This window comes from Croceitalea rosinachiae (genome assembly GCF_031846445.1).
Taxonomy (GTDB): Bacteria; Bacteroidota; Bacteroidia; order Flavobacteriales; family Flavobacteriaceae; genus Croceitalea; species Croceitalea rosinachiae.
The window spans coordinates 1,027,698-1,051,466 of the sequence record NZ_JAVRHR010000001.1; the positions used below are offsets into that span (position 1 = coordinate 1,027,698).

At 36.1% G+C, this 23,769-nt stretch carries 33 protein-coding genes and 1 pseudogene; 21 read left to right on the forward strand and 13 right to left on the reverse strand.

The annotated features are described in order from the left end of the window. Positions 1 to 266: 266 nt before the first annotated feature. The 11 genes and pseudogenes from RM706_RS04665 to RM706_RS04715 all read left to right on the forward strand — a co-directional run bounded on the left by RM706_RS04665 (position 267) and on the right by RM706_RS04715 (position 6,506). Positions 267 to 815, forward strand: a complete 549-nt coding sequence (locus tag RM706_RS04665) for a BfmA/BtgA family mobilization protein (RefSeq protein ID WP_311349864.1) — start codon at positions 267 to 269, stop codon at positions 813 to 815. Positions 816 to 983: 168 nt separating this feature from the next. Continuing rightward, positions 984 to 1,210, forward strand: a pseudogene (locus RM706_RS04670) (hypothetical protein). Positions 1,211 to 1,222: 12 nt separating this feature from the next. Continuing rightward, positions 1,223 to 1,387 carry a Lacal_2735 family protein gene (locus RM706_RS04675; RefSeq protein ID WP_311349865.1) on the forward strand — a complete coding sequence of 55 codons (165 nt, stop codon included), beginning with the start codon at positions 1,223 to 1,225 and terminating at the stop codon, positions 1,385 to 1,387. After that, positions 1,388 to 1,798: a DUF2452 domain-containing protein gene (locus RM706_RS04680; protein WP_311349866.1), complete on the forward strand. Its 411-nt coding sequence runs from the start codon at positions 1,388 to 1,390 to the stop codon at positions 1,796 to 1,798. Continuing rightward, positions 1,795 to 2,082, forward strand: a complete 288-nt coding sequence (locus RM706_RS04685) for a TIGR03643 family protein (RefSeq protein WP_311349867.1) — start codon at positions 1,795 to 1,797, stop codon at positions 2,080 to 2,082. Before RM706_RS04680 ends, RM706_RS04685 begins: the two co-directional genes overlap by 4 nt. Continuing rightward, on the forward strand, positions 2,082 to 3,200 hold the full coding sequence (locus RM706_RS04690; RefSeq protein WP_311349868.1) for an FAD-binding domain-containing protein: 1,119 nt from the start codon (positions 2,082 to 2,084) through the stop codon (positions 3,198 to 3,200). Before RM706_RS04685 ends, RM706_RS04690 begins: the two co-directional genes overlap by 1 nt. Next, complete coding sequence (locus RM706_RS04695) at positions 3,197 to 3,328, forward strand: DUF2256 domain-containing protein (RefSeq protein WP_311349869.1); 132 nt, start codon at positions 3,197 to 3,199, stop codon at positions 3,326 to 3,328. Before RM706_RS04690 ends, RM706_RS04695 begins: the two co-directional genes overlap by 4 nt. Continuing rightward, positions 3,329 to 4,819: a cryptochrome/photolyase family protein gene (locus tag RM706_RS04700; RefSeq protein ID WP_311349870.1), complete on the forward strand. Its 1,491-nt coding sequence runs from the start codon at positions 3,329 to 3,331 to the stop codon at positions 4,817 to 4,819. Then, complete coding sequence (locus tag RM706_RS04705; RefSeq protein WP_311349871.1) at positions 4,816 to 5,241, forward strand: hypothetical protein; 426 nt, start codon at positions 4,816 to 4,818, stop codon at positions 5,239 to 5,241. The genes RM706_RS04700 and RM706_RS04705 overlap by 4 nt, the downstream gene beginning before the upstream one ends. Positions 5,242 to 5,332: 91 nt before the next feature. Next, positions 5,333 to 5,824 carry a CIA30 family protein gene (locus tag RM706_RS04710; RefSeq protein ID WP_311349872.1) on the forward strand — a complete coding sequence of 164 codons (492 nt, stop codon included), beginning with the start codon at positions 5,333 to 5,335 and terminating at the stop codon, positions 5,822 to 5,824. A gap of 85 nt (positions 5,825 to 5,909) precedes the next feature. Further along, positions 5,910 to 6,506, forward strand: a complete 597-nt coding sequence (locus RM706_RS04715) for a DUF6434 domain-containing protein (RefSeq protein WP_311349873.1) — start codon at positions 5,910 to 5,912, stop codon at positions 6,504 to 6,506. A gap of 103 nt (positions 6,507 to 6,609) precedes the next feature. Here the strand turns inward: RM706_RS04715 and RM706_RS04720 are convergent, their stop codons facing one another. Genes RM706_RS04720 through RM706_RS04740 form a run of 5 tightly spaced genes read right to left on the reverse strand, consistent with a single transcriptional unit; the run spans position 6,610 to position 9,316 of the window. After that, on the reverse strand, positions 6,610 to 7,020 hold the full coding sequence (locus tag RM706_RS04720; RefSeq protein ID WP_311349874.1) for a hypothetical protein: 411 nt from the start codon (positions 7,018 to 7,020) through the stop codon (positions 6,610 to 6,612). Continuing rightward, complete coding sequence (locus RM706_RS04725; protein WP_311349875.1) at positions 7,020 to 7,541, reverse strand: glutathione peroxidase; 522 nt, start codon at positions 7,539 to 7,541, stop codon at positions 7,020 to 7,022. The genes RM706_RS04720 and RM706_RS04725 overlap by 1 nt, the downstream gene beginning before the upstream one ends. Before the next feature lie 3 nt (positions 7,542 to 7,544). Further along, entirely contained in the window at positions 7,545 to 8,228 is a 684-nt protein-coding gene (locus RM706_RS04730) for an SDR family NAD(P)-dependent oxidoreductase (RefSeq protein ID WP_311349876.1), read from the reverse strand. A gap of 13 nt (positions 8,229 to 8,241) precedes the next feature. Beyond that, entirely contained in the window at positions 8,242 to 8,943 is a 702-nt protein-coding gene (folE, locus tag RM706_RS04735) for a GTP cyclohydrolase I FolE (RefSeq protein ID WP_311349877.1), read from the reverse strand. Further along, positions 8,906 to 9,316 carry a 6-pyruvoyl trahydropterin synthase family protein gene (locus RM706_RS04740; protein ID WP_311349878.1) on the reverse strand — a complete coding sequence of 137 codons (411 nt, stop codon included), beginning with the start codon at positions 9,314 to 9,316 and terminating at the stop codon, positions 8,906 to 8,908. Before RM706_RS04740 ends, folE begins: the two co-directional genes overlap by 38 nt. Before the next feature lie 143 nt (positions 9,317 to 9,459). Between RM706_RS04740 and RM706_RS04745 the strand changes: the two genes are divergently transcribed. Then, the gene (locus RM706_RS04745) at positions 9,460 to 10,716 is read left to right on the forward strand and encodes an NAD(P)/FAD-dependent oxidoreductase (protein ID WP_311349879.1); all 1,257 of its coding nucleotides are present in this window, start codon (positions 9,460 to 9,462) and stop codon (positions 10,714 to 10,716) included. A gap of 86 nt (positions 10,717 to 10,802) precedes the next feature. Beyond that, positions 10,803 to 11,030 carry a hypothetical protein gene (locus tag RM706_RS04750; protein WP_311350454.1) on the forward strand — a complete coding sequence of 76 codons (228 nt, stop codon included), beginning with the start codon at positions 10,803 to 10,805 and terminating at the stop codon, positions 11,028 to 11,030. 71 nt (positions 11,031 to 11,101) lie between these two features. On the opposite strand, the gene RM706_RS04755 is transcribed toward RM706_RS04750, so the two are convergent. From RM706_RS04755 to RM706_RS04770, 4 genes are all read right to left on the reverse strand, one after another. After that, positions 11,102 to 11,365: a DUF4138 domain-containing protein gene (locus RM706_RS04755; protein ID WP_311350455.1), complete on the reverse strand. Its 264-nt coding sequence runs from the start codon at positions 11,363 to 11,365 to the stop codon at positions 11,102 to 11,104. A gap of 40 nt (positions 11,366 to 11,405) precedes the next feature. Further along, positions 11,406 to 12,494, reverse strand: coding sequence for a methyltransferase domain-containing protein (locus RM706_RS04760; protein ID WP_311349880.1), 1,089 nt, complete (start codon positions 12,492 to 12,494; stop codon positions 11,406 to 11,408). Between the two features lie 317 nt (positions 12,495 to 12,811). Further along, positions 12,812 to 13,264 (reverse strand): DUF4199 domain-containing protein, encoded by a 453-nt coding sequence (locus RM706_RS04765; RefSeq protein ID WP_311349881.1) that lies wholly within the window; start codon positions 13,262 to 13,264, stop codon positions 12,812 to 12,814. Between the two features lie 13 nt (positions 13,265 to 13,277). Continuing rightward, positions 13,278 to 13,649: a DoxX family protein gene (locus RM706_RS04770; protein WP_311349882.1), complete on the reverse strand. Its 372-nt coding sequence runs from the start codon at positions 13,647 to 13,649 to the stop codon at positions 13,278 to 13,280. Positions 13,650 to 13,692: 43 nt separating this feature from the next. Between RM706_RS04770 and RM706_RS04775 the strand changes: the two genes are divergently transcribed. Further along, on the forward strand, positions 13,693 to 14,064 hold the full coding sequence (locus RM706_RS04775) for a DoxX family protein (RefSeq protein ID WP_311349883.1): 372 nt from the start codon (positions 13,693 to 13,695) through the stop codon (positions 14,062 to 14,064). A 46-nt stretch (positions 14,065 to 14,110) separates the two neighbouring features. On the opposite strand, the gene RM706_RS04780 is transcribed toward RM706_RS04775, so the two are convergent. The 3 genes from RM706_RS04780 to RM706_RS04790 all read right to left on the reverse strand — a co-directional run bounded on the left by RM706_RS04780 (position 14,111) and on the right by RM706_RS04790 (position 16,004). Continuing rightward, a complete protein-coding gene (locus RM706_RS04780; RefSeq protein WP_311349884.1) occupies positions 14,111 to 14,593 on the reverse strand; it encodes a Dps family protein in 483 nt (160 codons plus the stop codon). A gap of 255 nt (positions 14,594 to 14,848) precedes the next feature. Next, positions 14,849 to 15,436 (reverse strand): fasciclin domain-containing protein, encoded by a 588-nt coding sequence (locus RM706_RS04785; RefSeq protein ID WP_311349885.1) that lies wholly within the window; start codon positions 15,434 to 15,436, stop codon positions 14,849 to 14,851. 340 nt (positions 15,437 to 15,776) lie between these two features. Continuing rightward, the gene (locus RM706_RS04790; RefSeq protein ID WP_311349886.1) at positions 15,777 to 16,004 is read right to left on the reverse strand and encodes a hypothetical protein; all 228 of its coding nucleotides are present in this window, start codon (positions 16,002 to 16,004) and stop codon (positions 15,777 to 15,779) included. Positions 16,005 to 16,665: 661 nt separating this feature from the next. Between RM706_RS04790 and RM706_RS04795 the strand changes: the two genes are divergently transcribed. From RM706_RS04795 to RM706_RS04815, 5 genes are all read left to right on the forward strand, one after another. After that, positions 16,666 to 17,487 (forward strand): LytTR family DNA-binding domain-containing protein, encoded by an 822-nt coding sequence (locus tag RM706_RS04795; protein WP_311349887.1) that lies wholly within the window; start codon positions 16,666 to 16,668, stop codon positions 17,485 to 17,487. Between the two features lie 130 nt (positions 17,488 to 17,617). Then, positions 17,618 to 18,454, forward strand: coding sequence for a cupin domain-containing protein (locus RM706_RS04800; RefSeq protein WP_311349888.1), 837 nt, complete (start codon positions 17,618 to 17,620; stop codon positions 18,452 to 18,454). 100 nt (positions 18,455 to 18,554) lie between these two features. Next, a complete protein-coding gene (locus RM706_RS04805; protein WP_311349889.1) occupies positions 18,555 to 18,962 on the forward strand; it encodes an EthD family reductase in 408 nt (135 codons plus the stop codon). A 24-nt stretch (positions 18,963 to 18,986) separates the two neighbouring features. Continuing rightward, positions 18,987 to 19,784 carry a nucleotidyltransferase domain-containing protein gene (locus RM706_RS04810; protein ID WP_311349890.1) on the forward strand — a complete coding sequence of 266 codons (798 nt, stop codon included), beginning with the start codon at positions 18,987 to 18,989 and terminating at the stop codon, positions 19,782 to 19,784. Between the two features lie 50 nt (positions 19,785 to 19,834). Next, complete coding sequence (locus RM706_RS04815) at positions 19,835 to 21,148, forward strand: glycoside hydrolase family 2 TIM barrel-domain containing protein (RefSeq protein WP_311349891.1); 1,314 nt, start codon at positions 19,835 to 19,837, stop codon at positions 21,146 to 21,148. Between the two features lie 92 nt (positions 21,149 to 21,240). Here the strand turns inward: RM706_RS04815 and RM706_RS04820 are convergent, their stop codons facing one another. Beyond that, complete coding sequence (locus tag RM706_RS04820; protein WP_311349892.1) at positions 21,241 to 21,459, reverse strand: DUF7009 family protein; 219 nt, start codon at positions 21,457 to 21,459, stop codon at positions 21,241 to 21,243. Between the two features lie 54 nt (positions 21,460 to 21,513). Between RM706_RS04820 and RM706_RS04825 the strand changes: the two genes are divergently transcribed. Beyond that, complete coding sequence (locus RM706_RS04825; RefSeq protein ID WP_311349893.1) at positions 21,514 to 23,304, forward strand: PAS domain-containing sensor histidine kinase; 1,791 nt, start codon at positions 21,514 to 21,516, stop codon at positions 23,302 to 23,304. A gap of 11 nt (positions 23,305 to 23,315) precedes the next feature. Beyond that, a complete protein-coding gene (locus RM706_RS04830; protein ID WP_311349894.1) occupies positions 23,316 to 23,714 on the forward strand; it encodes a response regulator in 399 nt (132 codons plus the stop codon). Positions 23,715 to 23,769: the final 55 nt, after the last annotated feature.

The window sequence follows — 23,769 nt, forward strand, 5'->3', positions numbered from 1 at the left end:
TTTCATAGGGTGCAACTTACTTATTTGAATTTAAGGCGGTTTTGCCGTATTCAAAATTTGGGATACGAAGTAGACCAGATTTGAATAGCAAGAGGGTAACGCGCTAAAGCGACGTTACGTAGTTAAAAATGATTGTAAAATAATGATTTTCAACATTTTAAAGTGAAATTAAAAATAGGAAAAGAAATTCTAATTGTAACAATCAAGCTTCAAAGCCCCAAATACAGGACTTTAGATTGTAACAATTGAATTAAAAAAAGAAGAAAATGGATGGATTTGGAACAATAAGGCTAGACCATAGAACCATCAAAAGGTTCAGACGATTTTCAAAGAAGATAACGAAGTCCTATTCAGAAACATGGGAGTTGGTCATGGACTTTTTTGAATGGCACGGAATTTTACCATCAAGCAAATTCCCAAAACGGGTTGATGAGGATGGTGAAAAGACGAGAAAAAGAATTAATGCTTTGATTGCTATAGTCAGGGATATAGAAAAGACTCAAACATTGCCTACCAACGAAATGCTGCTTGCTCTTTTTGGACAACATAAGATTGTAAAAAAGAGCAGACAACCAATAAGGGAAGAAAAGAAATTTAAGAAATTGACGAAAGAGGAGTGGAATGAGTTGAAAGGAATGATTCCTAAAGAACGGTTTGACCGATTAAAAGAAAGACATAAAATAGAAAAACAAGAGGTTTTACAATTCCTTTTAAAAGTTAAATGGGTAAAGCCAAGGTTTGGAAGCCCTTATTGGAAAATTGACACAAATGCAACCGAATTAGCAGCTATCAAGAACAAAATGCAAAGAGATTAGCCAAATTTCTGCCTCGCTCAGTAGTATTAGTTTGGTAAGATTTGGGCCTGCAGCACGAAACAAAGTTTCGTTTGCTTTTGATGGTCTTTTAGACAATCATTTGTCTGTGCTTTATTTATCATCTATTTTTGTTTAATTATATTTGATAAAAGCTAAACACAATTATTTATGGACATTTTAAAAGAGGCTTTAGCTTTTGAAAATACCAAGATGAGCAATATGACTACAAGTGACCGTGTAAAGGCTTCAAGGGAAGCCAAACTTCTCATTTTAGCAATTAATGAAATATATTGAGAAACTAAAGATGCAACTTGATGGACATTGTGAAACGAATTACGGCAAAGAAAAAAAGAATTGAGAAACGCCTAAAAGTTAGACCAGACAACTCAATATAAATAAGATAAAATATGTTCGGATTATTCAAAAAGAAATCAGAAAAAGAAAAGTTACAACAGCAATATGCCAAGCTTTTAAAAGAAGCCCACAGTCTCTCTACGACCAATAGAAAATTGAGCGATCAAAAAACCTACGAGGCAGAAGAAGTAATGAAACAGCTAGAAAAGCTAAGCTAAATGGCAGTAGACAAAAAGCCCGACAATGTCGTTTTTAATAACGAAAACCAAACCTATGATGCGGCATTAAAACCCTATCCCACAAATATTGGGGCACCTGTAATTACGACCACAGATACGCTTGCTTGGAAAAATAGGAGTATCAATAAAATAAACCACAAGGTCAAGGCCAGGTATGAAGAACTCAAAGCCGAGTATGAAAAGATAATGAATGAGTTTGAATACAACCAACTCATTTTTAATGCGAAGTTTTCCTTTGAACCTGTTATTGGGGAAATATATCATCTCTATAAAAGGGAAAATGGAGAAGCTTTTCTCTCTCTTATTGCTCCTAACCAATGCAACTTTGAGCCTTTAGGTAGTTTTTATCTAAATGCCGAACAGATTTGGCAAAAAATAGAAGACCAGTGAAAAAAAACAAGGCATTTACGGAAAGAGAACTAGACCGTATCATAGAAATGGCTTGGGAAGACCGCACACCTTTTGAAGCGATACTTTTTCAGTTTGAGTTGCCTGAAAAAGAGGTGATAAAGCTAATGCGAGCTAATCTTAAAAGGTCAAGTTTTAACCGTTGGAGGAAACGAGTGAATAGCGGGGTGAGCCAAAAACATCTAAAAAAACGAAGTCCAGAGATTAGCCGTTTTAAATGCTCACGGCAAAAAGCCATTTCAGGAAATAAAATCAGTAAACGCTAATGAATGATTTGTTTGAAAATGATATTTCCTTATTCCCAACTACCTATAATGAGATAACCCAACGTATCCGTTCTGTAAAGCCTGTAAAGTATGGCAAAACTCGAAATTTTGTTGATGGATCCGTCACCTATTTATCCCCTTATATTTCTAGAGGCGTAATTTCAACCCAACAGATTCTTTCCGAATTATTAACACAGGGCTATCAACCCCAAAACATTGAAAAGTTTATTCAAGAACTTGCTTGGCGAGATTATTGGCAACAAGTCTGGATAGCTAAAGGAGAAGCTATCAATACCGATTTAAAAAACGAACAATACCCTATTTCCAATACTCAAATTCCGAAAGCTGTTGTTGATGCAAATACAGGAATTAAAGCCTTAGATACTGCTATTGCCCATTTCTACAAAACAGGTTATCTACACAATCACGTGCGGATGTACATTGCTTCCATTGTCTGTAACATGGCGCAAAGCCATTGGAAGCGCCCCGCACAATGGATGTATTATAATTTATTGGATGCAGATTGGGCAAGCAACGCACTCAGTTGGCAATGGGTAGCAGGAGCGAACAGTAATAAGAAGTACTATGCTAATCAAGATAACATTAACAAATACTGCCATACGAAGCAGACAGCTACGTTTCTGGATGTATCTTATGAGGCATTTGGTTCTCTTCCAATTCCAAATATATTACAGGAATGTACTTCAATACACTTAGAAACACCCTTACCAACAACGACCACAATTACAATAGATGAATCTTTACCCACATTGGTCTATAATTTTTATAACCTTGACCCACTCTGGAAAAAAGAAGTGGTTGCGAATCGGGTTTTATTGTTAGAGCCTTCTCATTTTAAAGACTATCCCATATCACAAAAGACCCTTGATTTTATATTGGCACTTTCAGATAATATTGAAGGTATCCAACTATATGTAGGAGCGTTTGATGACTTCATACGCTCGTATGCTTTTGGAGCTATCTATTACAAGGAACATCCCTTAAACAATCACTATAAGGGCAATGAAGAACCTAGAGATTGGATGTTCTCTTTTAAAGGGTACTATCCATCATTTTTCGCTTTTTGGAAAAAATGTAAAAAAGAACTGCCCTATTGAAAAAGCAACACTTACCCGAAAAATTATGTGTGGTTTGTCAGCGCCCTTTTTCGTGGCGAAAAAAATGGGAAAAGAACTGGGAAAGCGTAAAATATTGTAGTGAACGTTGTAGAAGAAACAAAGCATAAATGAATCCGATAAACCTCATATTTCCCCATCAACTCTTTAAAGACTCTCCTCTTTTTGCAGTAAAAACCTCTGTTTATCTGATAGAAGAATTTTTGTTTTTTAAACAATACCCTTTTCACAAACAAAAAATAGCATTTCACAGGGCTACTATGAAAGCCTATGAAGCGTATTTAAAAGCCAAACCTATAGAAGTACATTATGTAGAAGCTATTCACGATAATTCGGATATCCGAAATCTTATTCCCCACCTAAAACAACAGGGCATCACGCATATTAACTATATAGACCCTGTGGACAACTGGTTACAGAAACGTATTCAAAATTCCTGTAAAGAAAATGACATTACCGCTACGGTTTTTGATTCGCCATTATTTCTGAATACCAAAGAGGAGCTTACCACTTTTTTTAGAAAGGATAAGAAAAAATACCATCAAACTACTTTTTACACCGAACAGCGAAAAAAACGAAATATTCTTTTGGAAGCTGACGGAAAACCCACAGGTGGAAAATGGACCTATGATACCGAGAATAGAAAAAAATATCCTGCTAAAAAGACACCCCCGTCTATCCAATTTCCAGACGTTGACAGCTATTATAAAGAAGCAAGAAACTATGTAGAAACCCATTTTTCAAACCACTTGGGCAGCCTTACAGAGCAACTGCTCTATCCCATAAATTTTGAAACCACTCAAGATTGGTTTACGCAGTTTTTAAAACAGCGTTTTATGGAATTTGGCTTATATGAAGATGCCATTGTTGCCGAACATTCCATACTCAACCACAGTGTGTTAACGCCTATGCTCAACGTCGGATTAATAACACCTCAAGAAGTTGTAGAAAAGAGTCTAGGATATGCGAAAAACAATGATATTCCTATTAATTCTACCGAAGGCTTTATACGTCAAATCATAGGTTGGCGAGAGTTTATAAGGGGAATGTACGAAAGTCGGGGAAGTGATGAACGCACACGTAACTATTGGGGTTTTACTAGAAAAATTCCATCTTCATTTTATGATGGCACAACGGGTATTCCTCCTATGGATCTAACGATTAAAAAAGTATTGCAAACGGGCTATTGCCATCATATAGAGCGGTTAATGGTACTTGGAAATTTTATGATGCTTTGCGAGTTTGACCCTAATGAAGTATACCGCTGGTTTATGGAACTCTTTATTGATGCCTATGATTGGGTAATGGTGCCTAATATTTACGGAATGAGTCAATTTGCAGATGGTGGTCTGTTAGCTACCAAACCCTACATAAGTGGCAGCAATTATCTAATGAAAATGAGCAATTATAAAAAAGGCGAATGGCAAGCTGCTTGGGATGGGCTTTTTTGGCGATTTATGAACACACATCGCTCCTTCTTTCTTCAAAACCCAAGATTGGGAATGCTTGTACGGATGTTTGATAAAATGTCTCAAGAAAAAAAAGAAGCACATCTAGCTAATGGCGAGCATTATTTAAACAGTTTAAAAACAAGTGTATGATATTTAATACCACACATAAAAATGAAGATTACGATATAGAAAGTGTAGCACTGGCAGGAAAACCATTTAGCCTCATACAACGTATCAAACAAGGCGGTATAGGTTCTAGTAGGTTGATGATTCACAAAATCAGCCCTAAATTAAACCTGGGCAAGTTGAAATTTTCGGAAATCGATTATGCAAATATCGAATTACGTCCCAAGGGCATTATCGTTCATTTTACTAAAAAACTGGAACGCTTTTCGTGGATTATCCCTTACTATCGTTTGGTCATATATAACGCACAATCATTTAGTATTCACGCCAATGGAAACTTTATCCAGTTTTTAAAAAACAAGAACTATAAACAAAATAAGAAGTTCATTGATAAAATGGTCCAACTTAAAAATAATTTTCTAAATCTGGAATACTATGATTATTAATAAAATAGGGTAACTAATTTTCACGATCCCACGAAAGTTTTAAAAGAAAAAAATGCAAAAAATTAGTTTACTACTACTATTTATAATGTCTATGCAAACACAACTAATTTTTGATTTTGATACCCAAAGTGATATAAATAACTGGAGGGTCGTAGATGACGTAGTAATGGGTGGTAGGTCAGCTGGAAGTTTTACTATTGACGAAAACGGTCACGGTGTTTTTAAAGGCAACGTATCTTTAGAAAATAATGGTGGTTTTTCTTCACTGCGCTATAGATTTAAAAAGATTAATACCACTGGATATACAAAAGCCGTACTACGCGTTAAAGGAGATGGAAAATCCTATCAGTTTAGAGTGAAGGCAAATGCATCAGATTACCATTCGTACACAGGTAAGTTCAACACAACCAATAAATGGGAAACCATTGAAATTCATCTCAAAGAGATGTACCCAGCTTTTCGCGGGCGCACCTTAGATATTGGAAACTATGACAGTGATAGTATTCAAGAAATCGCTTTTTTAATTGGAAATAAAAAAGCGGAAAATTTTATGCTTGAAATCGATTTTGTGAGGTTGGAATAGAAAATTGACTTATTAAAGAAAGAAGCTACATCATAACACCCTAACCGTAATATACAGGTATTAAATTGAATATAAAAGAGAATTAATGTCAAGACCAAACTTTGAAGAAATAAAAACTGGAAATGAATTTAATCAGTGGTATTGGTTAAAAGAAGAGATGGTGACTATTTGTAAGTGCTCAGGATTACCTACAAATGGAAGAAAATTTGATTTAAGAGATAGAATTATATATGCTCTTGATAATGATGGAAAATTAAAACCTGAGCCCAAAAAGCAGAAAACAAAATCAAAATTTAATTGGGCTAAATCTGAATTAAAACTTGAAACTAAAATTACTGACAATGTTTCGTTTGGACCAAACTTTAGGCGTTTTATGAAAAGTGAGATTGGAAGTAAGTTTTCTTGCCATAGCGATTTTATGAATTGGGTAAAGACCAATGAAGGCAAGACATTAGCTGAAGCAGCAGAAAAATGGTTTGAGCTCGAAAAAAGGAAAGAAGACCCCAATTTCAAAAGAAAAATTGCTGATAATAATATGCTTGCTCAGTATACTAGAGATTTTTTGACAGACAACAAAAACAAGACGCTTACAGATGCAAAAAAGTATTGGAATTTAAAAAAACAATTACCCACAACAAATGGATTTGTTAAATATGAAAGTTCTGACTTAGAACTTGAATAAAAGTAGATATTACGATAAGTTATGCTAATGGCAAATATTTATTAAAGACTTTTATTTGCTTAATTAATTATGCTAAGTGGTTGCAAAGGTTTAACGAAGCGCTCTAAAAAAATTGAACCGCACTACTTAGAAAAATCAAAGTCCATAAAATAGTTCTTGACCAATTTTTTCGAACCAAGGACATTAACATAGACTCGCTTACCCTTCCTTTTGAAATGTTGTTATGGATAGGAACAAATTGTAAAAACGTTATTATCCAAATAGCAGCTATTATCAATATGCTTAGACTATGATAGAACGTAAAATCGGTACTTACCTGATAGATGGCAATCCCTAATTGCCCCAACATTAAAGGTCCAACAATATAACCGATTAACGGAGTGTACTTTCTGTGCCATCCTGCCAGATTTGTAGTAGTATAATGTAAAAAACTTGGATAGACGATAAGTTGTATCATCCATATTAAAACCACTAGACCAAAATCAATGCCTAGCCTTATAATCGATATAGACATTATAAGTGTTTCGTGATTTTAGAGCTCATAGGTTTAGTTAGCGAATAATAGTAATCGATAAGCTTTCCTTCCTTATTGACCAGATATTTCTGAAAATTCCATTTTACACTAGAGCTTTTATTTCCGTTTTGGTCTTTAGTGTTAAGCCATTTATAAAGTGGATGTTTTTTACTTCCTTTAACATCGATTTTTTCGGTAAGTAAAAACGTAACACCAAAATTACGCTCGCAAAATGTTTGAATTTGTGAAGCATCTCCAGGCTCTTGTTTCCCGAACTGATTACAAGGTAAGCCAATGACTACTAATGTATCGGGGTAAGTGTCACTTAATTTTTGTAACTCCTTATATTGTGGAGTAAAGCCACATTGGGAAGCCACATTTACAAATAAAATGTGTTTACCCTTGTAGGAAGTCAAATCTATAGAAGTACCGTCAAGTGCATTAATGGAGATATCGTAAATAGAAGGAGTCACCACTTCTTTCTTGTTTGATACTATTTTTGCTTTACTAATTGTTTTCATCTGTTATATTTTAAAAGATACAATACCGCAATCCATCTCAAAGATTTGCCCAGAAAATGAAGCTGCCTTATCGGATAATAAAAAGGCTGCTGTTGAAGCCACTTCTTCTGGATTTAAAAACTTTTTTAAAGGATGACGCTCCGTAATATTTGCTATCATTTTTTCGTTGCGCAACAATTTAGATGCCAATTGCGTATTGGTTACCGTGGGTGCTATAGCATTTACGCGTATCGTTGGCGCAAATTCTGCTCCCAATGACTTCACCAATCCTTCTACGCCTGATTTTGAAGTTGCTACACTAGCGTGAAAAGGCATTCCTAGTTTGGAAGCCACAGTACTAAAAAGCAAAATAGATGGGTTGACACCTTTCTTTAATTGTGGCAAGTACTTCTGAATGGCTTTTACAGCACCCAGCACATTGATTTCAAAATCGGAACGAAAATCGTCTAAACTTAATCTCGCTAAAGGTTTGAGGTTTATACTTCCCGGACAGTAGACTAGGCTATCAACACTATCTAAATCTGGCAATTCATCAGTTAGTATATCACCATCATAATGTGTTAAATTAGAATGTCGAGACTCAGGGGGTGTTCTACTAATATTAATTACCCTATGGCTTTCCAACATCATATTTACTATGCTTTTACCGATTCCTTTACTGCCACCTATTACTATTATTGTCCCCATTGTTATGATTTCGCTATTGATTCAAATAATTCTGTAATTCAGTGATTTTATTTGGTACATTAAATGCACCTCCATAAAAAGAAGTCACAGTAGCAGAAGTATCATCTTTAATTCCACGAGAAGAAACACATAAGTGTTTTGCATCTATAATCACTGCAACGTCTTTGGTATCTAATATTTGAGTAAGCTCAGCTGCTATTTGATTTGTCAGTCGCTCCTGTACTTGAGGTCGTTTGGCATAGTATTGCACAATTCTATTTAGCTTAGAAAGCCCAATAACTTTACCAGAAGAAATATATGCAATATGAGCCCTTCCTATTATTGGAACAAAGTGATGCTCGCAATTAGAATAAAACGTGATATTCTTTTCAACCAGCATTTGATTATATTGATATTTATTATCAAATAGGGCAACTTTAGGTTTGTTATTAGGATTTAAACCTGAAAAAATCTCATCTATGTACATTTTTGCAACACGATTAGGAGTACCTTTTAATGAATCGTCGTCTAGGTCTAGCCCCATAACATCCATTATCTGCGCAAATAAACCTGCTATTTTATCTTTTTTTTCTTCATCAGAAATTTCAAAAGCACTAGCTTTCATAGGAGTTTCAAGTCCCGTGCAAATATGGTCGTCGCCTATTTCTTCATCCGAAAATCCGTTAAGTCCGTTTTCTTTAATAAGGGTATTCAACATAGTTTCTTGGTGTTTCATAAAGTTTAATCTTTAATTCAAGTTTTGATTCAATCTCTGGTCTCAACAAGTCGTATATAACTGTAGCAATATTCTCAGCAGTAGGATTTAGGTCTATAAATTCTTGAGTATCTAGGTTAAGGTTTTTGTGGTCAAACCTGTTCAAAACCTTTTCTTTTATTATGTTGGATAAAATTTTTGTGTCTACAACATAACCCGTCTCTAAATCACACAAACCAATAACTTTTATTTCTAAATCGTAATTATGACCGTGATAATTGGGGTTGTTGCATTTGCCAAAAACTTCTTTGTTCTTTTCATCACTCCAATTTTTGTTGTGTAACCTGTGTGCTGCATTAAAGTGCTCGCACCTTACAATTGCAATTTTATTCATGTATTGTGAGAATTGTTTTTTGTAGATAGTATAAAGAATGTAAAAGTATTTTAATTTTTGTTTAATATATAATTAATATTGTTAAACAAAAATTAAACCTCATAACTTTGCATACGGAAGATAGATTTGTTAGCTAAAAGGAAATGAGCAACTCGAATTATAAGATACACATCGTAGGAGCAGGAATTAGTGGTTTAATAGCAGCTACCGTTTTTGAACAAAATGGATATTCACCTGTTATTATTGAGGCCACAGATTGCATTGGTGGGAGAGTAAAAACAGATATCGTTAAAGGTTATCAGTTGGATAGGGGTTTTCAAGTATTGCTAACCGCATATCCTGCTGTTCAAAAATATCTGGATACAGCTGCATTGGATTTACAACAATTTAAACCTGGAGCTACTATATTCAAAAATGGCAAACAAGTTACTCTAGGCGACCCATTACGAGATACCTCTTTATTGTTCCCTACACTTTTGTCGGGTATTGGCACTTTATCAGATAAAATAAAAATTCTTAAGCTGAACAGAGCTTTAAAACGAAAAACAGTATCAGAAATATTTGAGACCAAAGAAAAAACTACATTATCCTATCTAATGGATTTAGGTTTTTCATTTAAAATGATAGATGACTTTTTTAAACCATTCTTTTCAGGAATTTTTTTAGAACCTAATTTGAACACTTCTAGCAGAATGTTTGAATTTATTTATAAGATGTTAGGAGAAGGTTATGCAGCACTTCCAAAAGCTGGTATTGGCGCTATCCCTAAACAGTTGGCGAATAAGCTATCCAACACCACTTTTCAATTCAATACAAAAGTGAAGGCCATTAGGGATGGAGAAATACAACTGAGCAATGGCGAAACGCTCCAAAGCGATTACACCCTAGTAGCTACGGAGGCCAGTAATTTAATTAGGAACCTGAAAGGGCAATCGACCCAATGGAAATCTTGCGACACTTTATATTTTAACACTCCAAAACGAGTTATTGATAAACCCCTAATAGGTTTGATAGCAGATTCTGAATCGCTGATAAATAATATATTCTTTCACACTGGTTTACAAATGGCGCATCAATCCGAAAAAGAATTACTTTCCGTCACTATAGTAAAAGAACACGATTTAACTGAAGAAGCATTAATACTTAGTGTTCAACGAGAATTAAAAGAATATTGCGATATTGCTTCCTTTACATTTATAAAACGATATACCATACCGATGGCGCTTCCGGATTTAAAAAATGTTCAGTATGAAATAGTACCGTCGGAAACACAACTAACATCATATATTTTTCTAGCGGGCGATACACAACTTAATGGTTCTTTAAATGCAGCAATGCTCTCCGGTGAAAGAGCTGCTTTAGGCGTTTTGAATGCTATTAACAGTTCTAGAATTATTTAAGAATCTTAAAACAATCATAATCCAAAGCTAATTTTAGGAAATTGTTTGTTGTTGAATTATTTCTAAATATTGATAAACAAAAAATTATAGACATTCTAAAGGAAGCAGAGGCTTTCGAGAATGCCAAAATGAGCCATATGTCCACAAGTGACCGAGTAAAAGCTTCAAGGGAAGCAAAACGGCTTATTTTGGCAATAAACGAAATCTATAAAAAGACCAAAGAATCGCATCTAATGGATGTTATGAAGCGATTAACCGTGAAAAAGAAAAAAATAGAAATTCGATTAAAAGGAAAGCCCGAACCAGCCTTTTAATCGCAAAAGATGAGGCTATCATAACTAATGATAGCCTCTTTTAAAGCTGTTCGGGATAACATAAAAGTTCATTATTTCCAAAATAACCTAACGAGTCTTGAAGTATTCAATTCTTGCAATCTAACTTCTATCTTTTCATTATCACGAATAGTAAATTTCGGTACAACATAAACCACCTCGGCTTTTGTATTCGGTAATACCTGCTTGGGTTTATTGTAAATGTAAATAGGTCCTAAAGGAAGTTCTTGATACGATGCATTTCTTTTTTTGTTTCCATTTCCCTTAAAAATATTCAGGTAGTCAAAATCAAATCGCACGCCCGATTTATTTTCAATCTCAAATTATAGGTACACATCAGTCTACTAAACCTTGGTATTACGGCACTAAGTTTTTAGTGGCTTTAGCCTTAAAAAAGGTATAGCAAAATGTTCCCCCACCATTGGAGGTTCTGTACAGGTCTTCGATACCGGAATCAATTTCATCTCTATCGATAATCTTTTGCGCGAGTGCTTCTTCGGAAATGCCCTTTATCATTGCAGTGAAAGTATTTCTTATAAAGCCTTCGAGCAGTTCGGGCTTTGAGTCATCCACATATACCTGACGCGGAGAAACCTTAATACTGTTGAATCCGGCGTCACTAAGTATAGGATATAATTCCCTTCCTATGTTCGCGTTACCACCTCTTTTTTCCTGAAGCATTACTTGTGCTTCAACAGCTTTTCTGGCGTTTTTACTGTCCGGATGAAAATAGGTCGAACCATGGTCGCCTTCGATTATAGTTATCGTTCCGTTACTTCTCAGAACCCGTTTTAATTCTTTTAGGGCATCCATAGGCCGGGTAAGATGTTCCAGAACGAAACAAACGAAAACGTGGTCGAAATGACCATCTTTATAGGGGAGTTCAAAGATATCCGCAAGCTGGAAACGAACGTTTCCTATATCTTCTTTGGCGATTGCTACTTTTGCTTTTTCTATGGAGGAAGAAGAAAGATCGACACTAACGAACGATGCCCGGGAATTCATAGGGGCTATGATTTTCGTTTGTGCTCCGACCCCGCAACCGGCCTCCAAAACTAGAGAGCCTTCCTCCCATTTCGAATCCCAATGGAGTATTTCCGAAATAGACCCGGCCTGGTCGTTCAAACGGATAGTTTCCTCATCTGAATATCCATGTATGTAATCTTTGATATTGTCTTTGTTGATTTCATGGATTTTGCCTTCCAGAACCTCAAGCCTTTCCAGAATTTCTTTGCCGGCGTCCCGAAGTTCTTTTCCCGCGGGAGTAAAGACCAACTTGTTCTTTATGCGGTGGAAAATCCGAGTTTCCAGACGTGCCTCAAGTTCCTTCAGTTGATGGCTGAGGGCCGATTGGGTCAAATACAATCTCTCCGCTGCGTTCTTTAAAGTGCCTACCCGTTCGATGGTATCTATAAGTCTAAGATGTTTGATTTCGATAAAACTCATTTGTCAATGCTTTTAGGACAAATTACGATACCGCATCCAAAAATGGACTAACATGAATATGAAAAATACTAATGCTTTCGATGAAATTATTTCGAAGTTTGATTCTTCAAAGTGTCATAGTGACCAAACTTAAAAAAACTACGGGAAATGAAATAGTTATATAGTAGCACTTGAAAAGAATAGATTACAAAATGGTCGGAGTCTTATTAACCGTTCATTATAAGGTACTAGAAAAACTGCTGTTTTTTACAACATGTTTTGATTCAATAGTTTCTTTTCTCTTTAATTTGCTATGGTGTAAACTTTAGCTTAAGGAATTAAGGTTTTAGGAGCGAGATATTATTGGACGCTTTAAAAAGCTGCATAAAGGAAAGTGTAAGTACAATAGAGGTAGCAAAGCCCATTATCGCCACGGTAAAGAATACAATTCCTTTAAAGTTTAAATTTTTAAACCATTGCTCTGATAGTTCTGCCAAAAATGTAGGATTAGCTTCCGTGCAATATATAGTGAAAAAAACTGTAAATACCAGGGTAGCCATAAACCCTGTGACTATACCTGTTGAAAAACCTTTACTATAGCTAAAATTTCCACCTTCTTCTAAGCGTCTATATTTTATTGCTTCATAAATTCCAAATCCGGTTATAATTCCGTTGAACAGACTGAAGAAAATATTGGTATGCAAATCGAACAAGGATAGCACAAGGAAATAGGCAATTAGGGATCCGCTGGTAGCCAAACCAAAACGAATGGGAAGGGTAAAATTTTTCATTTTCTTTTAAATTTTATAATATGTTAGATAGAATTAAAACAATGGACAATACAAGGAAGGCAAACGCAGGGAATGACCTTCTTAAAGGGTCTTTTACCTTGTTGTGCATTGCTATTGCGCCAGCCATCAAAATGGCTATAATAGCCGATGCCGGCAAGGTTAGTTGAGGCACCCAAATGGAAACAAGTAGCAGCGTTGCAGCCAAGACCTTAAGGCCTCCCACGAGATATAGCATGGTTTCGGACAAGCCATATATCTCGAACTCCTTTTTCATGTTTGTTGCTTGTCCACCACGCCATGAAGTCGGTTTGTTAAATCGTAAAAACCAAACGTTCACAATGCTAAAAAAAATAAAAACCTTTATTATGATAGTTATATATTCCATCTTTGTATTTTTAAAATTAATGCTCAGTTAGTTTCGAACTTAAATGGTTACAAAATCCCCATCACTATTAGTAGCTATCTTGTTCTCTGCAATCTCATTTATCTTTTTTGGTTATTCATGCTTAACCTCTCCATTTATGTTAGCGGAGTTCAAGCGGTACGGGCTCAATAAATATCGTCATCTTACCGGTAGTTTACAGATTTTAGGATCCCTGGCCCTTCTAGCGGGGTTGTTTTATTTACCCCTTATTGTCATTGGCAGTGCTGGTCTCTCAGTTTTAATGTTCATGGGACTAGCTATTCGCATTCATCTTAGGGACAGTTTCATTAAATCAACGCCTTCATTATTCTATGCGGTGCTCAACCTGGCAATCCTTTTAGCGGTTTTACGAGGTCTCAACTTATTTTTCCTATAAGTTGACCAATAGTTCTTTATCTATCGCCAGTGTGACAAAAAACCTATTATTTCCTAAGATAGGCTGAGTACATCCACACCAATTTTTCTTGTTCTCGTATATAGTCGCTCATTTGAGCGTTCGTTCCCTCGTCATTAATTTCAGCTGAAACGACAAGAATATGACGTTGTTTGGCAAGCAGTGTCTTAAAAGCCATCAGTATTTCTTCAATTGCCTTTCTACCATCAGTGACTTGGTCACTTTCAGGTAATTTTGAATTATTGAGATAGTCCGTAAACTTGTGCTGGGGTACGTGCCCAAGGGTCAAGATTCTTTCGGCCACTTCATCAATTTTTACGAAAAGGTCGTTATACAATTCTTCAAACTTTACATGTAGTTCAAAGAATTTATCACCACTGATATTCCAATGATAGCCTCTTGTATTTTGATAAAAGGTGGAATAGTTGGCCAGCAAGTCGTTAAGAAGATCGGCCAGCTCTTTACTTTTTTCCGGATGTAGCCCGATTGCGTTTAGATTGTCCGCTTCCATAATGCGTTGTTTTGTTTTTTAAATCGTCATTCTGGTCGTTCTTGCAAAAAGCCACAGATATTGTTATGAACTGTCTCTAAGGTATAGATTCAGAAATAAATAAGGTCGGTGACTATGCGCACATGTGTCAGATAGCAGCTAGACTACCCATTTATTGAAGAGCACCGCCAAACCCGTGAATTTACAAGCTAAGGTATTACAGCCAGAAAAATTGTCGAGTTCGGAAGGTCTCTAAAGATAACTTATTCTAATCAGTTATGGCATCACAACAGTATCGATGGCATGTATTACACCATTTGAGGCTTCTACGTCAGTCAATACAATGGTAGATGTACCGCCTTTGGCGTCGGTTAAGATTACATTTTCACCATCAAGTGAAGCAGTAAGCGTGTTTCCTTGAACCGTGGTAATAGCAAAAGAACCATTGTTATCCTGAATCGCTTTGACCACATCGGCAGCTTTTACATTGCCAGATACTACATGGTAAGTCAAAATGGAGGTCAGGGTCGCCTTGCTCTCGGGCTTTAACAATCCATCCAAAGTACCTTCCGGTAATTTTTCGAAAGCAGTATTAACTGGTGCAAATACCGTGAATGGGCCTTCACCACTTAATGTTTCAACAAGGCCGGCAGCTTTTACAGCAGCTACAAGTGTTGAAAAATTTTCATTTCCTGCAGCCACACCAACTATATTGGGTGTCTGTACCTCAATTACTTCTTCCTTTTGGATTTCTGTTTCTGCAGTTTCTGTTTCTTCAGCAGTATTTTTCTTTTTCGTGTCCGCACATCCGTGAGCAGTCATTAGGCCGCCGATTAAGGCCAATGCTAATAGTTGTTTTTTCATGTTTTGTTTTTTTGGTATGCGTAATGTTACATAGATTAATTCAAATTTTGTTTAATTTTAAGTTAAATGTATTAAACAAAAATAATTTAACAGGATAAGGTTTTGAGACAAAACCCAAACTTTCATTACATACTACTTATTCGGAATAGAAACGTTCAGACCAGTTGATTGTTCAAACCGCCGCAGTAATGAAAAGGCATATTTTTCAGTTGTCATTAGGATTAAATATTGATATCATAGTAGATATGTTTAGGGCCACCCCAAAGGCAATTAAATTAACTAACCACATCTCATAGCAATGTTTCCACCATCATATACCAGTGGGAATGGCCGCTAAACACTAAATTTCAGGTCTACCTTTCAACCGTTTTTCAATCTTCCTTTTTTTGACGGTAATCCTTTTCATTACCTCCATTAGTTTGGAGTCCTTGGTCTTTTTATAAATCTCGTTAATGGTGAGTACAAGCTCCTTAGCCTTTCTTGAGGCGACAACCCTGTCACTTGTGGACATATGGCTCATTTTCATCCTTTCAAAGGTTTCCACTTCCATTGCTAGTTGACTGTTCATTCTGTTTAATTTATATGAGTATAGATTAAACAGACGCAAAATTTGTTGATTGGTTGCTTGACCGTGATATATACTTTCAGATTTAAATTCTTAAGAAAATAATCTCAATAATTTATACGTATATTTAATTGTATAAACGTTCATTTAAAATCCGACATAGTTTTGGTGAGCTTTTCGGTGAGTAATCAATCTTAAAGATTTGCAAAACATTGAAAATGAATCAAATATAAGAATAGTTCAGTCCCAGGTGGGACCACTTTCAAAATCCGTAACTCATTGATAAAAAGATGATTGCGGATTTTTTTGTTTTTGATTGTACGAAATTTGTATGGTAAAATGATATTTGGTAAACATCGGTGACAATATTTGCTTAATTTATATACCTGCTTTTCAATGATATAATACTGATTGAGTTGACTTTAGGTATCAAAGGAGTTCACTAGACTTCAAAATATGTAGTCCAGGAGAGATCGCCAAAACTTTTAAATAGGCCTCCTATTTTCATAGTTCTTTTATCTTATCACGAACTCTAGTTTAATATTAATTTTACTCTACCACAAGTCTTCTCATATTGGAAAAATGGTATAAAGAATTATCTCCATGTTAATGGGTTGGCATAAAGACACAGAATTAATATTTTTATACGAAAGATGGCCAAAAAATGAATGTTTCAAAGCTGCTTAAAGTACCCTTCCCGGCCCCTAAACGCAGCCTTAAAAAGTTCTTGTTTATTTGGTTGCTCGGCATAGGGGGCAGCCTTTTTATCTTTTTGTTTAACCCTTTTGAAATTGCTAGACAAGCAGGAGAATTGTCTACCAATCTTTTATTGCTTAGTTTGGGAGGGGTTTTTGCAGTGTCCATTATAGTAATGGAGTGGGGAATTCCGTGGCTATCTCCGAATTTATTTAAAAAATGGAACATTGGAAAGGCCTTACTTTGGTATACTCTAGTGTTTCTGTTTGCTGGTACCATAAACTTCATTTATAAAAGCTATTTGGCCGGTTTCAGGGATTTTACCCTTCAGGAGTGGGTATTTGTGCTTGCCCGTACATTGGCGATTGGGGGTACTGTAGCATTTTTTATTGTTGGTATATACCAATTGTTGAATCGAAACAAACTAACGCGCCTTGTTTCGGGGGAGGAGTTTAATTTTACGGCTTCTGACGGCAAGTCTTATAGATTGAACTTAAATCAAATTTTGTATTTGTCTAGTGACGACAACTATGTAGATATACATTATATGGACGATAATGTTCGTAAAAAGCTGATAGTGCGGGCCAGCTTAAAATATATGGAAACGCAATTGGTGAATCCCATTTCCCCTATACAGAGGTGTCATCGGCGGTTCTTGATCAACATTGGCCAGGTTGCTATCCAAAAAGCAACAAGCAGAAGTATGCTATTGGAGTTAATGGGACAACCGGATAGAATCCCAGTTTCCGCTCAATATGTTAAAGACATCAAAGCAAAGATTGTTCATTAGCCCCAAATTCTTGTGTATTCCCCACAACCTCAGGTTTATTAGGCTTTAACAGAAGCTTTCTTTTTTCTTTTGGGCATTCGGAAATAGTTCCGTTCATATTAAATCTTATCAAATAAAAACGTTCAAAACAATGAAAACTTTTGTGAAAATACTTTCACTTTGTGTATTTGTAACAGGTTTACACGCTCAAGGTCCCAGAATCTCAGAACTGGTTAGTGTTAGCCCTAATGAATCAAAAGCATCCCTAAAAAAAGAAATGAAAGAAATTATAATCTCTTTTGTAGAGGATTATAAAACCGATAGGCATGCCAGAGAACAACGAGTGGTGGGGATAAGGGTACCTGAAGTAAATGGGAAATGGACAATTACAGTTACGGGAAAAGAAATTGGGAATAAAAAATGGGAAGTTTTGCTAAACGAGGGCTTACCCACTATACCAACCGCTGTATACCGTGCCGAGGTCAGTGCGCTTAAGGCCATTTATAATGGCGAAATGAACGCCATGACTGCCCAGATGAAAGCATTCTCATCAGATTATGCTCCTCTAGATGATGAAGAAATTAATGGCTACCAGCCTACGGAGGAAGAAAATGGGGAATGGAATGCATTTTCATTCCATTTTTGGACTAAGGGATTTCCCGAAGTTATACCATTTCGTCCTAGCGCTACTAGAAAAGCGCATGGTGCCGGAGGTACTATTTTTTATTACGAAAAGGGATTGCGGACGGGTTGGTTAAATATGTTGCCAGGAGATCGTGTTCGGGAAGATGCTCGAGAACAGGCTATGCCTTTTCCAATGATGGGGGTCATAATTAAGGGTACCGCGAAGGGCATTGTCGATGGAGAACCCGTAACAGTTTCTGAGGGGAATACTGTTTTTATCCCTGCCAATGTTCATCATAAATGGTGGAATGAGTCCGACAAGAGCGTGGAACTTATCCTTATCATGTTTGGTAAAGGAGCATAAATATGGGCTTTATGGAAAAAGAATGGGAAATCATACGAAAATGGAAAGTAAAACAGGCTTCCCATAATCAAAAGTATCAGCACTATAAATATCTGCATCTATGAGGATTCCACTTTTAATTTATTTTATACTAATTACATCGCTGGGCATTGCTCAAAGAGATTCTATGGGTTTTGAGCGGAGCGGATTACCAGGCTGGTTTAAAATTTCTATATTATACCCTAATAGGGAAGGACAGTATTTTAATATGGACTATTATTCAAAAACACACATGCCCATGGTAGCCGCACTTTTTGGGGATAGACTAAAGGGCTACTCTATCGACAAGGGCCTGTCTGGTAGAACGTCCGATGATGCCGTCACCTATATTGCTGTGGGTTATTTTTACTTTGAAAAACTTTCCGATTATAAAGAGGCTTTTGGCCCAAATGCAGACAAGATTCGTGGCGATATACCAAATTACACGAACATTCAACCCATTGTTCAAATAAGTCAAATTATCAAATAAAATTTTTTTTAGTTTAACATAGAAATGAAAGCTGCAATTAGGCCCCATCATCAAAGAGCGATTTATAATTTAGTAAACGAATATCAGAATGACTCACGTTTTGAAGCCCTAATTATTGGAGGTTCGGTAGCCAAAGGATGCGCCCGTGCCGATTCTGATATCGACTTTATGATTGTGGCCAACGATAGCGAATTTGAAAAACGGAATCAGAAAGATGATCTGTTTATCAATAGAACGGACCTGACCGATTATTCAAATGGCTTTGTTGATGGAAAGATAATTGACATGTCATATCTTAATATGGTTGATAAAAAGGGTAACGAGCCTACGCGTGCTGCTTTTGACGGAGCTTTTTTGGCCTTTTCAAAAATACAAGGTTTAGAAGGGTTGATTAAGAGTATTAGGCGATATCCTGAGGAGTTAAGGGAAGACAAACTCAAGAGTTTTTATGCCATGTCCTTTATTCAAAATTGGTTAATGAACGAAGCAGAACGCCACAATAACCTTTACACTAAAAGCAGGGCTGCTTCGCAGCTTGTGTTGTTTACAGGAAGGTTGATATTGGCCCATAACCGCGTTTTTTTTCCGTACCACAAATGGTTTTATGAGTATTTGGGAAGATGTCATGAAAAACCTGAAGGGCTAATGGACTTGATGAACACATTGCTCCGAGAGCCTAACGCAAAACACGCTAAGGCCCTTTTCCAGACTATCAAAGATTTCAAAGCATGGGGTGTTTCAGATATTCAAGCATTTTCATGGTTTATGGAAAAAGTGGAGTGGGGCTGGATGAGGAATGAAGCTACTCTAGAAGATTGGTAAACTCAAGTTTTCTGATAAAATAATTTGTACTAATACGAAATAACTTAATCATGAAAATTCACTATTTTAAACTTCCTTATGGGTCCAATTTTGGAACATTGATTGTTTTGCTTTCCTATCTTTTGTCTTGTATTCAAATCATGAACGCCCAGACCACCAAATCCGAAATTCAACTAACCGAAAAAGGCTATAAACTTTTTTTGAACGGTGAGCCTTTTTACGTTAAGGGTGCTGGCATGGATAATGGTAATATGGAGGGCTTGGCCAAACATGGTTCTAACTCCCTAAGAACATGGAGTATGGATAATGGGAAAGAGATTTTGGACCAAGCTCACAAATTGGGATTAAAAGTAATGATGGGGATATGGGTGGGATTGGAACGCCATGGGTTCAATTACAATGATGAAAAAGCCATTCAAAGACAGTTTGAACGTATTCGTAAAGAGGTATTGCAATTAAAAGACCACCCAGCTTTGATGATTTGGTGTATTGGTAATGAGATGAACCTTGAATCCAAAAACCCCAAAGTGTGGGATGCAGTGAACGATATTGCCAAAATGATTCATGAGGTAGATCCAAATCATCTAACCACTACGCCTCTGGCCGGCATTGACAAAAAGGATGTAGCCCTAGTGACACAAAGGGCGCCTGAGATAGATTTTTTAAGCGTGCAGCTTTACGGTCCTATAGATGTGCTTCCACAACTTATCAGAGCCTCCGATTATGATGGTCCCCTAATGGTTACCGAATGGGGTGCTACCGGTTGGTGGGAGGTAGAAAAAACAGATTGGGGTGCTCCCCTGGAGAACAACAGCTCCAAAAAGGCCGACCTTTATTTGAAGCGGTACCAAAACGCTATTTTGGGCCAATCTGAAAAGGTTATGGGTTCTTACGTCTTTTTATGGGGGCAGAAACAAGAACGTACACCTACTTGGTTCGGTATGTTTATGCCAGATGGCAAGGAAACGGAATCCGTGGACGTAATGCATTATGCTTGGAATGGGGTTTGGCCCAAAAACAGAAGTCCGAGACTGAAAGATTTCACTTTAAATGGAAAAAGAGCTATAGACAACATTAAGCTTTCTGCGGGAGAATTATATAAAACCGAAGTAACCATAGAAGATCCTGACAATGATAAATTAACGTATCGCTGGCAAATTATGCGAGAAAGCCAATCGACAAAAACAGGAGGAGATGCAGAGTACATCCCCGAAAAAATGAACAACCTATTTACAGAGCCTATGGAAGATTTTACATCTTTTCGCGCGCCAAAACTAGGCGGTGCATATCGACTTTTTATCTATGTGGAAGACGGGCACCATCATACAGCGCATGGCAATATCCCATTTTGGGTTGAGGATTAACAGGTTAATGTTCAATTGTGCCGTATAAACAAGTATGGTCTTTTTCTACCAATGGAGAAAGGGACTTCTGACCATTTCAATCAACTTTATCTCTACAGTTGACTTACTTCTTTTAAAGCCCATGCTTTTTGAAGTCCCTTAGGAAAATTTGTAGAAATGGCATCGTAGTAAAAATTGAACTTCAAGACGCAAGTAAAACTTTTATTGGAGAATTGTGTAGTTTCTCGTATAAGTCCTTTTTCAGAAAATTCTTCTACTTCGCTCTTGGTTAGGCGAAGGCGTATGGAACTGGCCTTTATTCTAATTTTCATTTATGTTGAAAATAATAAGAAAATTCTTACGTTTATATTAATTAAAACCAAAGTTTGAAAACAAAGACCTCTTCTAAATATTCCCTAAAACAATCTGCAATACCTACTTTGGTTGTAGATAAAGATATTCAAATATGGGAATGTTCTGATGCCCTTTCCCACTTTTTTGAACAACCAACTGAGTTTACTTTTAATGATTTATGCGACATTTTTGGTGAAGTTTCCATTGAATTTAAGCATAAACTAGGGAAAAAAAAATATTTCACGGAAACTGTTCAATTAATTTCTAAGACTGGTCAAGAACGCTGGATAAAAGTAAACGCCTATCCTATTTTTGATAAAGAAGGCTTCTTTCAATTAAGTTTTGATGATGTAACAGAAGAAAGAATTCAATATAGTTTGGGCCAAAAAGCCAAAGAACTTGCAAAGGTTGGTAGCTGGAGCGTTGATTTGATCAATAATACTATTTTTTGGTCGGATATGACCAAAAAGATTCATGGAGTACCACTAGATTTTGTACCAGACCTCGAAAAAGGTATTGATTTTTATAAAGAAGGAGACGATAGAGCTCGAATTATAGAGGCCGTTTCAGAATGTATAGAATCTGGCAAATCATTCGACGTGGAACTTATAATTATCACCGCTACAGGAAAAGAAAAATGGATTAGGTCTATTGGGGCTGCAGAAAGGGTAAATGGCAAGACTGTTGGTTTCAAAGGTGTTTTTCAAGATATTGACGAAAAGAAACGAAGTCGCTTAGAATATGAAACTATAAGCAATCGTTTAAGGGTAGGAATCGAAAGTGCAAACGTAGGCGTTTGGGATTATGATATCGTAAACAATGAATTATTTTGGGATGATAAAATGTATGACCTGTATGGTGTAGATAAAAATGATTTTAATGGAGTGTATGAGGCCTGGGAACGTTCTGTTCATCCAGACGATAAAGAACTGGCTGCGACAGAGGTGGAATTGGCAATTCAGGGCAAAAAAGAATTTAATACAGAATTTAGGGTCATCAAAAATGATGGTAGCATAGAATATATTCATGCAGAAGCCAAAGTTTTTAATGATAAAAATGGGGTCGCTTATAGATTGATTGGTGCCAATACCAATGTTACCAGAATGAAGAGGAAAGATGAAAGATTACGTCAATTGCTCAATATTACTGAAAAACAAAACCAAAGATTACTTGAATTCACTAAAATAGTTTCCCATAACCTAAGATCTAATTCAAGTAATATTTCAATGCTTTCAGGAATGCTCAATCAAGACTTGCCCATTGAGGATCAAAAAAAGTTTATTCAAATGATCCAAACCTCATCAGAACAACTTGATGAAATCATTGTGCAACTGAATGAGATTGCAAAAATTCAAGCCACCGATAAGAGTGAAATTATAGAAATTCCAATTAGGGCTACAATTAATAAGGTTTTAGAAAGCTTGAATGGTTTAATACTAGAATCTGATGCCAAGATAAAAATTGCTATTGATGAAAAATTAAGGGTAAAAGGTATAAAGCCTTATTTGACGAGTGTTTTTATAAACTTGCTTACGAATAGTTTAAAATATAGGGATTTGGATAAAAGACTTGAACTTGAAATCAATAGTAAAGTTTTAAAAAATCAGACAGTAATTTCATTTAAAGACAATGGCATCGGGATTGATTTAAAAAAACACAGATCAAAACTTTTCGGTATGTATAAGACATTTCACAACCATAAAGACTCAAAGGGCATTGGCCTTTTTATAACCAAGAACCATATGGAAGCAATGGATGGAAAAATTGAAGCTGAAAGTACTGTCGGTAAAGGCACAACATTTAATCTGTATTTTAAAAATTAACAAATAAATTCATGGAGGAAAAAAAAGTATTCTTGGTTGACGATGATTTAATATTCAGAACTGCGGCAACAGTTTTGATAAAACAAATATTTCCAGGATATCAAATAAGTCATTTTGAAAACGGTCTGGAAGTATATGAAAAACTTATTGACTTAAGTGAGAATCAAGGCCAATTGCCTGATTTAATGTTTTTGGACATTAACATGCCAGTGATGAACGGCTGGGAGTTGTTAGAAGAATTAAAATCTGCACCAGCGATAATAAGGGATCAGGTTCAGGTTCATATTTTAACTTCTTCCATTGCCCCTGAAGACATGAATCTTTCTAAGACCTATAATTTCATTGATGGATACGTTACAAAACCACTAACACAACAAGATTTACATCGAGTAGCTGAGTATGCACAGTAATACTAGCCTTCATTATTTTCATCTCACTAACTGTAAAGGGTACTTTACTCAATTA

Coding starts and splice junctions, on each gene's coding strand:
- RM706_RS04665 (WP_311349864.1), top strand. CDS start 267: ATGGATGGATTTGGAACAATAAGGCTAGACCATAGAACCATCAAAAGG.
- RM706_RS04675 (WP_311349865.1), top strand. CDS start 1,223: ATGTTCGGATTATTCAAAAAGAAATCAGAAAAAGAAAAGTTACAACAG.
- RM706_RS04680 (WP_311349866.1), top strand. CDS start 1,388: ATGGCAGTAGACAAAAAGCCCGACAATGTCGTTTTTAATAACGAAAAC.
- RM706_RS04690 (WP_311349868.1), top strand. CDS start 2,082: ATGAATGATTTGTTTGAAAATGATATTTCCTTATTCCCAACTACCTAT.
- RM706_RS04700 (WP_311349870.1), top strand. CDS start 3,329: ATGAATCCGATAAACCTCATATTTCCCCATCAACTCTTTAAAGACTCT.
- RM706_RS04705 (WP_311349871.1), top strand. CDS start 4,816: ATGATATTTAATACCACACATAAAAATGAAGATTACGATATAGAAAGT.
- RM706_RS04710 (WP_311349872.1), top strand. CDS start 5,333: ATGCAAACACAACTAATTTTTGATTTTGATACCCAAAGTGATATAAAT.
- RM706_RS04715 (WP_311349873.1), top strand. CDS start 5,910: ATGTCAAGACCAAACTTTGAAGAAATAAAAACTGGAAATGAATTTAAT.
- RM706_RS04720 (WP_311349874.1), bottom strand. CDS start 7,020: ATGTCTATATCGATTATAAGGCTAGGCATTGATTTTGGTCTAGTGGTT.
- RM706_RS04725 (WP_311349875.1), bottom strand. CDS start 7,541: ATGAAAACAATTAGTAAAGCAAAAATAGTATCAAACAAGAAAGAAGTG.
- RM706_RS04730 (WP_311349876.1), bottom strand. CDS start 8,228: ATGGGGACAATAATAGTAATAGGTGGCAGTAAAGGAATCGGTAAAAGC.
- folE (WP_311349877.1), bottom strand. CDS start 8,943: ATGAAACACCAAGAAACTATGTTGAATACCCTTATTAAAGAAAACGGA.
- RM706_RS04740 (WP_311349878.1), bottom strand. CDS start 9,316: ATGAATAAAATTGCAATTGTAAGGTGCGAGCACTTTAATGCAGCACAC.
- RM706_RS04745 (WP_311349879.1), top strand. CDS start 9,460: ATGAGCAACTCGAATTATAAGATACACATCGTAGGAGCAGGAATTAGT.
- RM706_RS04760 (WP_311349880.1), bottom strand. CDS start 12,494: ATGAGTTTTATCGAAATCAAACATCTTAGACTTATAGATACCATCGAA.
- RM706_RS04765 (WP_311349881.1), bottom strand. CDS start 13,264: ATGAAAAATTTTACCCTTCCCATTCGTTTTGGTTTGGCTACCAGCGGA.
- RM706_RS04770 (WP_311349882.1), bottom strand. CDS start 13,649: ATGGAATATATAACTATCATAATAAAGGTTTTTATTTTTTTTAGCATT.
- RM706_RS04775 (WP_311349883.1), top strand. CDS start 13,693: ATGGTTACAAAATCCCCATCACTATTAGTAGCTATCTTGTTCTCTGCA.
- RM706_RS04780 (WP_311349884.1), bottom strand. CDS start 14,593: ATGGAAGCGGACAATCTAAACGCAATCGGGCTACATCCGGAAAAAAGT.
- RM706_RS04785 (WP_311349885.1), bottom strand. CDS start 15,436: ATGAAAAAACAACTATTAGCATTGGCCTTAATCGGCGGCCTAATGACT.
- RM706_RS04790 (WP_311349886.1), bottom strand. CDS start 16,004: ATGAACAGTCAACTAGCAATGGAAGTGGAAACCTTTGAAAGGATGAAA.
- RM706_RS04795 (WP_311349887.1), top strand. CDS start 16,666: ATGAATGTTTCAAAGCTGCTTAAAGTACCCTTCCCGGCCCCTAAACGC.
- RM706_RS04800 (WP_311349888.1), top strand. CDS start 17,618: ATGAAAACTTTTGTGAAAATACTTTCACTTTGTGTATTTGTAACAGGT.
- RM706_RS04805 (WP_311349889.1), top strand. CDS start 18,555: ATGAGGATTCCACTTTTAATTTATTTTATACTAATTACATCGCTGGGC.
- RM706_RS04810 (WP_311349890.1), top strand. CDS start 18,987: ATGAAAGCTGCAATTAGGCCCCATCATCAAAGAGCGATTTATAATTTA.
- RM706_RS04815 (WP_311349891.1), top strand. CDS start 19,835: ATGAAAATTCACTATTTTAAACTTCCTTATGGGTCCAATTTTGGAACA.
- RM706_RS04820 (WP_311349892.1), bottom strand. CDS start 21,459: ATGAAAATTAGAATAAAGGCCAGTTCCATACGCCTTCGCCTAACCAAG.
- RM706_RS04830 (WP_311349894.1), top strand. CDS start 23,316: ATGGAGGAAAAAAAAGTATTCTTGGTTGACGATGATTTAATATTCAGA.